The sequence below is a fragment of the Planctomycetota bacterium genome, from assembly GCA_035574235.1.
Classification (GTDB): domain Bacteria; phylum Planctomycetota; class MHYJ01; order MHYJ01; family JACPRB01; genus DATLZA01.
Genome location: DATLZA010000071.1, coordinates 1 through 8,898, shown reverse-complemented (window position 1 = coordinate 8,898; position 8,898 = coordinate 1). Strand labels below are relative to the sequence as shown.

At 68.5% G+C, this 8,898-nt stretch carries 7 protein-coding genes; 6 read left to right on the top strand and 1 reads right to left on the bottom strand.

The annotated features are described in order from the left end of the window. Positions 1 to 1,161, bottom strand: a 1,161-nt coding sequence (locus VNO22_05865; GenBank protein ID HXG60877.1) for a tetratricopeptide repeat protein, incomplete at its 3' end; no start/stop codon positions are given. A 73-nt stretch (positions 1,162 to 1,234) separates the two neighbouring features. Between VNO22_05865 and uvrA the strand changes: the two genes are divergently transcribed. The 6 genes from uvrA (at position 1,235) to VNO22_05835 (ending at position 8,821) form a co-directional block, all read left to right on the top strand. Then, the gene (uvrA, locus tag VNO22_05860; protein ID HXG60876.1) at positions 1,235 to 4,057 is read left to right on the top strand and encodes an excinuclease ABC subunit UvrA; all 2,823 of its coding nucleotides are present in this window, start codon (positions 1,235 to 1,237) and stop codon (positions 4,055 to 4,057) included. Next, positions 4,057 to 4,461: an rRNA maturation RNase YbeY gene (ybeY, locus tag VNO22_05855; protein HXG60875.1), complete on the top strand. Its 405-nt coding sequence runs from the start codon at positions 4,057 to 4,059 to the stop codon at positions 4,459 to 4,461. Before uvrA ends, ybeY begins: the two co-directional genes overlap by 1 nt. Before the next feature lie 70 nt (positions 4,462 to 4,531). Continuing rightward, on the top strand, positions 4,532 to 5,866 hold the full coding sequence (locus VNO22_05850) for a hypothetical protein (protein HXG60874.1): 1,335 nt from the start codon (positions 4,532 to 4,534) through the stop codon (positions 5,864 to 5,866). A 26-nt stretch (positions 5,867 to 5,892) separates the two neighbouring features. Beyond that, positions 5,893 to 6,564 carry a (d)CMP kinase gene (gene cmk, locus VNO22_05845; GenBank protein HXG60873.1) on the top strand — a complete coding sequence of 224 codons (672 nt, stop codon included), beginning with the start codon at positions 5,893 to 5,895 and terminating at the stop codon, positions 6,562 to 6,564. Then, positions 6,531 to 7,148 (top strand): lysophospholipid acyltransferase family protein, encoded by a 618-nt coding sequence (locus VNO22_05840; protein ID HXG60872.1) that lies wholly within the window; start codon positions 6,531 to 6,533, stop codon positions 7,146 to 7,148. The genes cmk and VNO22_05840 overlap by 34 nt, the downstream gene beginning before the upstream one ends. Next, positions 7,127 to 8,821: a 30S ribosomal protein S1 gene (locus tag VNO22_05835; GenBank protein ID HXG60871.1), complete on the top strand. Its 1,695-nt coding sequence runs from the start codon at positions 7,127 to 7,129 to the stop codon at positions 8,819 to 8,821. The genes VNO22_05840 and VNO22_05835 overlap by 22 nt, the downstream gene beginning before the upstream one ends. The last annotated feature ends 77 nt before the right edge of the window (positions 8,822 to 8,898 follow it).

Here is an 8,898-nt window from a genome sequence, read left to right as displayed (position 1 = left end):
GAGGAGAGCGCGGGCGCGCCAGAGTCGTCCCGAGGCGTCGCCGGGGCGCAGGCCGACGTACGCGCCCAGGGCGCGAACCGCCCGGTCAAGGTCGGCCGGGTCGGCCCGTCCGCTGCGGTTCCAGTGCTCCAGCGAGGCGATGCCCAGCTTGAGGTGCGCCTCGGCGAGTGACGGGCGGAGTTTGACGCACGCGTCAAAGTCGGCGCGGGCGTCCCCGAAGCGCCCGTCCTCGAACGAAATGAGCCCGCGCGCGTAGTAGGCTTCCGGGAAATGGGGCGTGAGGGAAAGCGCGGTCCCGAGAGCCGCAAGCGCTTCCGTGCGGCGCCCCAGGCGGTGGAGCACCCGGCCCATCCAGGCATGCGGATCGGCCACGCCGGGGGCGCGGCGGACGGCTTCCTGAAGGCGGGCCAGAGCCGCTTCGCCTTCGCCCCGGGCGCCGGCGGCCGCGCCGTCCAGGTACGGCGCCAGCCACTGAGTCCGGTCGAACCCGTCCACGACGCCCGCGGCGGAGGGCACCTTGTCGTAGTCGCCGACGGCATAGGCGATCAGGAGCGTGCACAAGGCGCGGGACTCGAGATCCACCTCGAAGTTCCACTCGGGGCGGGGAACCTGGAAGCGCCGGAGCGGTTCCACGACCCGTTCGACCAGATGTTCCTCGGGGTCCCGCGCCGTCTTCAGGTTCGCCAGTCGCGCCCGGGCCAGTTCGCGGGCGGAAAGAACCCCCAAGGCCAGGCGGGCGGGGGATTCGGAGTGGAGTCGGACCGCCTCTTCGTAGTCGGCGCGGGCCTCGTCGAAGTTGTAGAGGAGCTCCAGGGCGCGGCCGCGGAGGCGGTGGCCTTCTTCGGATCCGATTCCCTCTTCGGCGGGGAAGCGGGAAAGCGCGTCGGTGGCGGCCTCCACGGCCTGTTCGGCCCGTTCACGGATCGCCTCGGGGTCGGGTTCCGGGAGCCGCAGATAGCGTTCGGTCTGGGCCAGGCCCTCCCGCGCGCGCTCCAGGAGGGGAAGGGCCGCCGCGCGGGCGCGTTTTTCCCGGGCCAGCCGGGCGTACTGCTTCTTCCAGTGAAAGACCGACCAGGTCGTAAAGCCCGCCAGGAGAAGGAGAACGGGCACGAGCGACGCGAGGATCTTGGCGCGGCGGAACGCGGCGGGGGACGGATTCATGGCCGGATTATAGGTCGAACGGCCGCACGTTGAAAACGGTTCGCTCCTCTGCTAGCATCCAACGTTCGCCTCTATGCCGAAAAACGCGGTGATTTCCATCCGGGGAGCCCGGGAGCACAACCTCAAAAACGTGGATCTCGATCTTCCGCGCGACCGGCTGATCGTGATCACGGGGCTTTCGGGGTCGGGCAAGTCCTCGCTGGCGTTCGATACGATCTACGCCGAGGGGCAGCGCCGGTACGTGGAATCGCTGTCGGCCTACGCGCGGCAGTTCCTGGAACAGATGCAGAAGCCGGACGTGGAGTCGATCGAGGGGCTGCCTCCGACGATTTCCATCGAGCAGCGGCAGGGGCATGCGACGCCGCGTTCGACGGTGGCCACGATCACCGAGATCTACGATTACCTGCGGCTGCTTTTCGCCCGGGTGGGGCGGCCGGAGTGCTATCGGTGCGGGCGGCCCATCGCGCAGCAGACGTCCGACCAGATCGTGGAGGACATGCTCGGGATGCCGGCGGGGACGCGGCTGGCGGTCCTGGCGCCGCTGGTGCGCGGCAAGAAGGGCCATCACAAGGACGTCTTCGAGCGGGTTCGGCGGGAGGGGTTCGTCCGCGTGCGGGTGGACGGGCAGGTGCAGGAGCTCAAGGACGTCCTGACGCTCGACAAGAACCGCAAGCACGAGATCGAAGCGGTGGTAGACCGGCTGGTGGTGGAGCCGGGAGTGCGTCGCCGGCTGGCCGACTCGGTGGAGACGGCGCTGAAACTGGGCGAGGGGCTGGTGATCGCCGCGACGGACGCGGGGGACAAGCTCTACAGCACGCTGTACGCCTGTCCCGCCTGCGGAATCTCGTTCGGGGAGCTTCAGCCGCGGCTTTTTTCCTTCAACTCGCCGTACGGAGCCTGCGGCACGTGCGACGGGCTGGGCACGCGTCTGGAGCTCGACGCCGACCTCATCGTGCCGGACAAGAGCCTGTCCCTCCGGGACGGGGCGATCGAACCCTGGCGGCGCCTGGGCCGGCGGATGACGATCCGCTACAACCGGCGGCTGCGCGAATTCGGGGATCTTTTCGGGGTGAAGCCGACGGTCCCGTTCGAAAAGATCGACCCCGACCGGCGCCGGATCCTCCTCCACGGCACGACCCCCGAGGACGAGAAGCGCTACGGCTCCTGGTTCGAAGGGGTGATCCCGAGCCTGATGCACCGCTTCGAAGCGACCGAGAGCGAGTTCATCAAGCAGCGCATCCTGGGGTACATGACGGAGCTTCCGTGCCCGGCGTGCGGGGGCAAGCGCCTGCGGCCCGAGGCCCTTTCGGTCCGCGTGGGCGGGAAGAACATCCATGAGGTCGTGTCGATGACGATCGGCCAGGCGCGGGCGTTTTTCCAGGACCTGCCCCTGGACCGGGAGGAGCAGGCGATCGCCCGGCTGATTCTCAAGGAGATCCGCAGCCGCCTGCAGTTCCTGTCGGACGTGGGGCTCTCCTACCTGACGCTGGATCGGCGCAGCTCGACGCTTTCGGGCGGAGAGTTCCAGCGGATTCGTCTGGCGTCGCAGGTGGGCAGCGGTCTGGTGGGCGTGTGCTACGTGCTCGACGAGCCCACGATCGGGCTTCACGAACGGGACAACCGGCGGCTCCTGGAGACGCTTTTCCGGCTGCGGGATCTCGGCAACACCGTGATCGTGGTGGAGCACGACGAGGAGACGATCCGCGCGGCGGATCATCTGGTGGACGTGGGGCCGGGAGCGGGGCGGCACGGAGGGGAGATCGTGGCCCAGGGAACCCTGGCGGACCTCGTGGCCGAGAAGCGCTCCCTGACGGGGCGGTTTCTCTCGGGGGAGGAGGAGATTCCGGTGCCGGCCTCGCGCCGTCCGGCGGACGGTTCGGCCGTGGAGATCCGGGGGGCGCGCGAGAACAACCTCAAGGGGGTCACGGCGCGCTTTCCGCTGGGGTGTTTCGTCTGCGTGACGGGCGTTTCGGGCTCGGGCAAGAGCACGCTCGTGGAGGAGATCCTGCGCAAGGCCCTGGCGCGCGCGCTGCACGGGGCGCGCGAGAAGCCGGGGGCGCACGAGAAGATCACGGGGGTGTCCCATCTCGACAAGGTGATCGAGATCGACCAGTCGCCCATCGGGCGCACCCCGCGTTCGAATCCCATCACCTACACGGGCGCGTTCGACGAGATCCGCAAGCTTTTCGCGCTGACCAAGGAGGCGCGGGCGCGCGGGTACGCCCCGGGGCGGTTCAGCTTCAACGTCAAGGGAGGGCGCTGCGAGGCCTGCGAGGGGCAGGGGACGAAGGTCATCGAGATGCATTTCCTGCCGGACGTCTACGTGACGTGCGAGGAGTGCAAGGGGCGGCGCTACAACCGCGAGACGCTCGAGGTCAAGTACAAGGGCCGGGACATCGCCGAAGTCCTCGACATGCCCATCGAGGAGGCGCTTCAGTTCTTCGCCAACGTGCCCAAGCTCCAGCGGATTCTTCAGACGCTGGACGACGTGGGGCTCGGGTACATGCACGCGGGACAGCCCGCCACGACCCTTTCGGGCGGGGAGGCGCAGCGCGTGAAGCTCGCCGCCGAGCTCGGCAAGACCGCCACGGGCCGGACCCTGTACATCCTCGACGAACCGACGACGGGGCTTCATTTCGCGGACATCAAGAAGCTTCTGGCCGTCCTCAACCGGCTCGTGGACATGGGAAACACCGTGGTCGTCATCGAGCACAACATGCACGTCATCAAGACGGCCGACTGGCTGATCGATCTGGGGCCGGAGGGAGGCGAGGCCGGCGGGGAGATCGTGGCCGTGGGAACTCCGGAGGAGGTGGCGCGGAACCCGAGGTCCCATACGGGCCGCTTCCTGCGTCCTTTCCTCGAGCGCCCGGCGGTGGCCCGCGCGGGTTCCTGATGATTCACCTGACCAATCGCCAGCGCCGGGTCCGCATCCCCGCCGCGCGGGTGCGGCGTCTGGCCTCCCGGATCGCGGGCCGGCGCTCCCTGTCGATCGCCTTCGTGGGAAACGCCGAGATCCGCAGGCTCAACCGCCGGTTCCTGGGCCACGACTACGCCACGGACGTCCTGGCGTTTCCGCTGGGGACGGACCTTTTCGGGGAAGTGGTGGTGTCGGCCGAGTACGCGGCGGCCGAGGCCCGGCGGCGCGGCATTCCCGTGGAGGAGGAGCTTCTGCGCTACGTGGTCCACGGGATCCTGCACCTTCTGGGCTACGACGATCATCGGCCCGCGGACCGCCGGCGGATGTGGGCCCGGCAGGAGCGCGAGCTGGGGAGGTTCCTCGGCCGGAGCCGGCGTTAGCGGCGGAGCGTGCGGCGGTGGACTTGCCGCCGCCAGGTGGTAGAATCACGGGAACGCGGAGGGCGGACTCATGCTCCTCGAATGCTCCTGCGGCAAGATGTATCGCGTCCGGGACGACGCGGCCCATCCCCCCACCCGGTGCCCGGCGTGCGGTGGGACCCTGAAGGCGGCCGGCGGCGGGCCTCCCGCCGGCGCGGGGGACGCCCGGCTCAAGGACCTTGAAGCGCGCCTCCAGGCCCTCGAGCGGGACCTAGTCGCCGCCCGCGCCGCGTCGCAGACCAAGGACCGGGAACTGGGCGAAGCCCATGCGAGTATCGCCCGGCTGGGGGCCGATCTCGAGAAGGCCCAGAACGCCTACAAGGAGGCGCTCAAGAAGAAGGACCAGGAGCTCGAGGAGAAGCAGAAGCGCCTGGCCGAACTGGAAGGAGAGGGAACCAAGGTTCGCGGTCAGCCCTCCGCTCAGACCCTGGCTCTTCTGAAGGCCAAGGACGAGGCGCTTCAGGAGGCGCGCGAGCGCATCGCCCAGCTGGAGCACGATCTCAAGGAGGCGCAGGACAGCATCGCCCGGCTGGGGGCCGATCTCGAGAAGGCCCAGAACGCCTACAAGGAGGCGCTCAAGAAGAAGGACGAGGAGCTCGAGGAGAAGCAGAAGCGCCTGGTCGAGCTGGAAGGAAAGGCCGTTGCGGCCGGCAAGGGGCCGGTTTCCGGCGAGCTTCAGCGCGCCCAGGCGCGCATCGCGCAACTCGAGAAGATCGTCCACGACGGAGAACAGCGGTTCCGCGCCCTCCAGGAACAGACGGAGAAGACCGCCCGGGAGCATGCGGCGCAGCTCGAGGCCCGCGACCGCGCCGTGGGGGAGCTCCGGGCGCGTCTTGAGGATCTCGAGCGGCAGCAGGCGGAGGCTTCGAGGCCCGCGGCGTCGTCGGCTTCGCAGGACGCCGTCCGCCTCGGAGAGGCCCGCTACCTGGCCGCCGACCTGGACAAGAGTCTGGCCAGCGTGGGGGCGGCGCTCCAGGCGCTCGTCGAGCGCGTCAAGCGTCTCCATGACAGCCTCAACCGGGCCGAGGCGGCCGCCGCGCCCGAGTCGGAATCCGTTTCCGAGCCGATTCCCGCCGTTTCCCCTCCCGAGGCCGCCGTCGAAGAGAACGTGACGCCGATGGAGGCCGAGCCCTCGGAGGCGGCGGAACGCGATCCCCTGGCGGAAGAGGCCCGGCTGGAGGCGGTGGCGGCCCCCGAAGAGACGTCGGAAGCTCCCCTCGAGGTCGAGGCGCTGAGCGTGGAGACTTCGCCCGGTCCGCTGCCTGAAGAAGCGGAACCCGAGCCGGAGGCGGAGCCGGAATCCACGTCCGAGCCGCCGCCGGCCAAGAAGGGGATTTTCGGGAAGCTTTTCGGGAAGAAGAAATAGGCGCCTTCCCCGCGCTCCCGGAATCCATGTCCACGCCCTTGATCGTGACGATCGACGGGCCCGCGGGGGCGGGCAAGTCCACGGTGGCCCGGGAGGTCGCGCGGCGTCTCGGGCTGCGGTATCTCGACACGGGGGCCATGTATCGCGCCGTGGCGTGGAAGGCCCGCCGACTCGGGTTGTCCGACCCTCGGGACGTGGCCCGCATGATCGCCGGGACGCGGATCGACGTGCGGGAGGACGGCCGCGTCTTCTGCGACGGGCAGGATGTGACGCTCGAAATCCGCTCCCCCGAGATCACCGCGGCGGTGCGTCCGATCGCCGACGCCCCCGAGTGCCGGGCGGAGCTCGTGCGGATGCAGCGCGAGGCGGGCCGCGGGGGAGGGCTGGTCACGGAGGGGCGGGATCAGGGGTCGGTGGTCTTCCCGGACGCTCCGCACAAGTTCTATCTGGACGCCTCGGTGGAGGAGCGGGCGCGCCGCCGCTGGAGGGAGCTGGGCGGGGATTTCGACGAGATCCGCCGGGCGATCGAGCGCCGCGACGCCGAGGATCGCGCCCGTCCGGTGGGGGCCCTGGTGTGTCCCCCCGGCGCCCGGGTGATCGACACCTCCGCCTTGACCGTGGAAGAGGTGGTCGATAGAATACTCGCCGCGGTCGGGCCGGGCTCATGCGCTGGTGGTGGTCGTTCTGCCGGATGCTGATCCGGGTGGGCGGCGCCGCCGTGTGGCAGCTGCGCGCCGTGGGGGTGGAGAACATCCCGAAAGCCGGCGGCGCGCTCCTGGCGGCCAACCACCAGAGCTACCTGGACCCGCCCCTCGTCGCGGCGTGCCTCCCCCGGGAGATGCACTTCATGGCGAGGCGGTCGCTCTTTCGAAACCCGCTGTTTCGGGCCTTAATCGTCCGTTGCAACGCCTTTCCGATCGAACGGGACACGGCGGACGTGAAGGGGGTGAAAGAAGCCATCGCGAGGCTCGAAGCGGGTCATCTCCTTCTGGTTTTTCCGGAAGGCACGCGGACCCGGGACGGCTCCATCGGGCGGATGAAGCCCGGTGTCGGCATCCTCGCCGAGCGCGCCGCCGTTCCCATTGTCCCGGTCCTCATCGACGGCGCGCATGAGGCGTGGCCGAAGGGACGGCTCCTGCCCCGCCCGGGCCGGATCCGCGTGGTCTTCGGCCGTCCGTTCCGACCCGAACTCGAGAAGACCGGGACGATCGGCGACCGCATCCGCGACGCCCTCGTCCGCTTGAAAGGAGAAACGACCGGATGTCCAACCGCAAGCTCGTGAAGGAACTGAGCCTCTCCGACGAGGAGGCCCAGAAAATCGCCGACCAGCTCCTGACGGAGCCGGGACGCAAGAAGGAGGAAATCGACGAGGAGATCGAGCGCTACTACGTCGAGTCGGTGAAGAACTTCGCCGCCGACACCATCATCAAGGGGCGCATCCTCCAGGTCGTCGGGGACGACGTCCTCGTGGACATCGGCTACAAGTCCGAAGGCGTGGTGCCCAAGAACGATTTCGTCCGCACCGAAGAAATCGAGCCCGACAAGGAGATCGAAGTCTACCTCGAGTCCGTCGAGGACGAGGCGGGCGTGATCGCCCTTTCCAAGCAGAAGGCGGACAAGATCCGCGGCTGGGAGCGGATCATCACCCAGAACAAGGAAGGCGACGTCATCCGCGGCCGCGTGATCCGCAAGATCAAGGGCGGACTCCTCGTGGACGTGGGCGTCCCGGTCTTTCTCCCCGCTTCGCAGGTGGACGTCCGCCGGGTCGAGGACATCGGCGAGTATCTCGGCCAGACGATCGAGTGCAAGATCCTCAAGATCGACGAGAAGCGGATGAACATCATCGTCTCGCGCCGCAAGCTCCTCGAGGAGCAGCGCGCCGAGGCCAAGCAGAAGCTCCTCCAGGAAATCCAGGAGGGCGACGTCCGCAAAGGGACCGTCAAGAACATCGCCGACTTCGGCGCCTTCGTGGATCTCGGGGGCATCGACGGGCTGCTGCACATCACGGACATGAGCTGGGGGCGGATCAACCATCCCACCGAGGTGGTCAAGCTCGAACAGGAGATCACCGTCAAGGTCCTCAAGGTCGACCGGGTCACCGAGCGGATCGCGCTCGGGCTCAAGCAGCTCCAGCCCAACCCGTGGGAACGGCTCGTTTCCAAGTACTCCGTGGGCCAGAGGGTCCGGGGCAAGGTCGTCAACCTCATGCCCTACGGGGCGTTCGTCGAGCTGGAGCCGGGGATCGAGGGCCTGGTCCACATCAGCGAGATGTCCTGGACGAAGCGGATCAACCATCCGTCCGAAGTGCTCCAGGTGGGTCAGGAGGTCGAGGTCGCCGTCCTGGCCATCGACACGGACAAGCAGGAGCTGTCGCTGGGCCTCAAGCAGACCGAGGCCAACCCCTGGGACAAGGTGGACGAGAAGTACAAGGCCGGCATGCGGGTCAAGGGCAAGGTCCGCAACACCACAAGCTACGGCGCCTTCGTGGAGCTCGAAGACGGCATCGACGGGCTCCTCCATATCAACGACATGTCCTGGACGCGGAAGGTCGTCCATCCCAACGAGGTCGTCAAGAAGGGCGACGTCCTGGACGTTCAGGTGCTGTCGGTGGACAAGGAGAAGAAGCGGATCGCGCTCGGCCTCAAGCAGCTCCAGGAGAATCCCTGGACGAGCACGATTCCGGTGCGGTACGCCGTGGGAAACGTGGTGGCCGGCAAGGTCACCAAGCTCGTCAGCTTCGGCGCGTTCGTCGAGCTGGAGAAGGATCTCGAGGGGCTGCTCCACGTGTCCAAGGTGGACAAGGATCTCGAGGGTGCCGGACTGACGCCGGGCGACATCGTCGAAGTGAAGGTGGTCAAGCTCGAGCCGGCCGAAGGGAAGATCGGTCTTTCGCTCAACCGGATCATCGAGAAGGCCAAGCCGAAGGAGGGCGCCGCTCCGGCCGCCGCGGAATAGCCTCGCGGTTCGAAGGGATTTCCGGCGGGGCCGCCCGTGCGGGGCGGCCCCGCTTTTTTGGGCGCGCGGGGCTTACC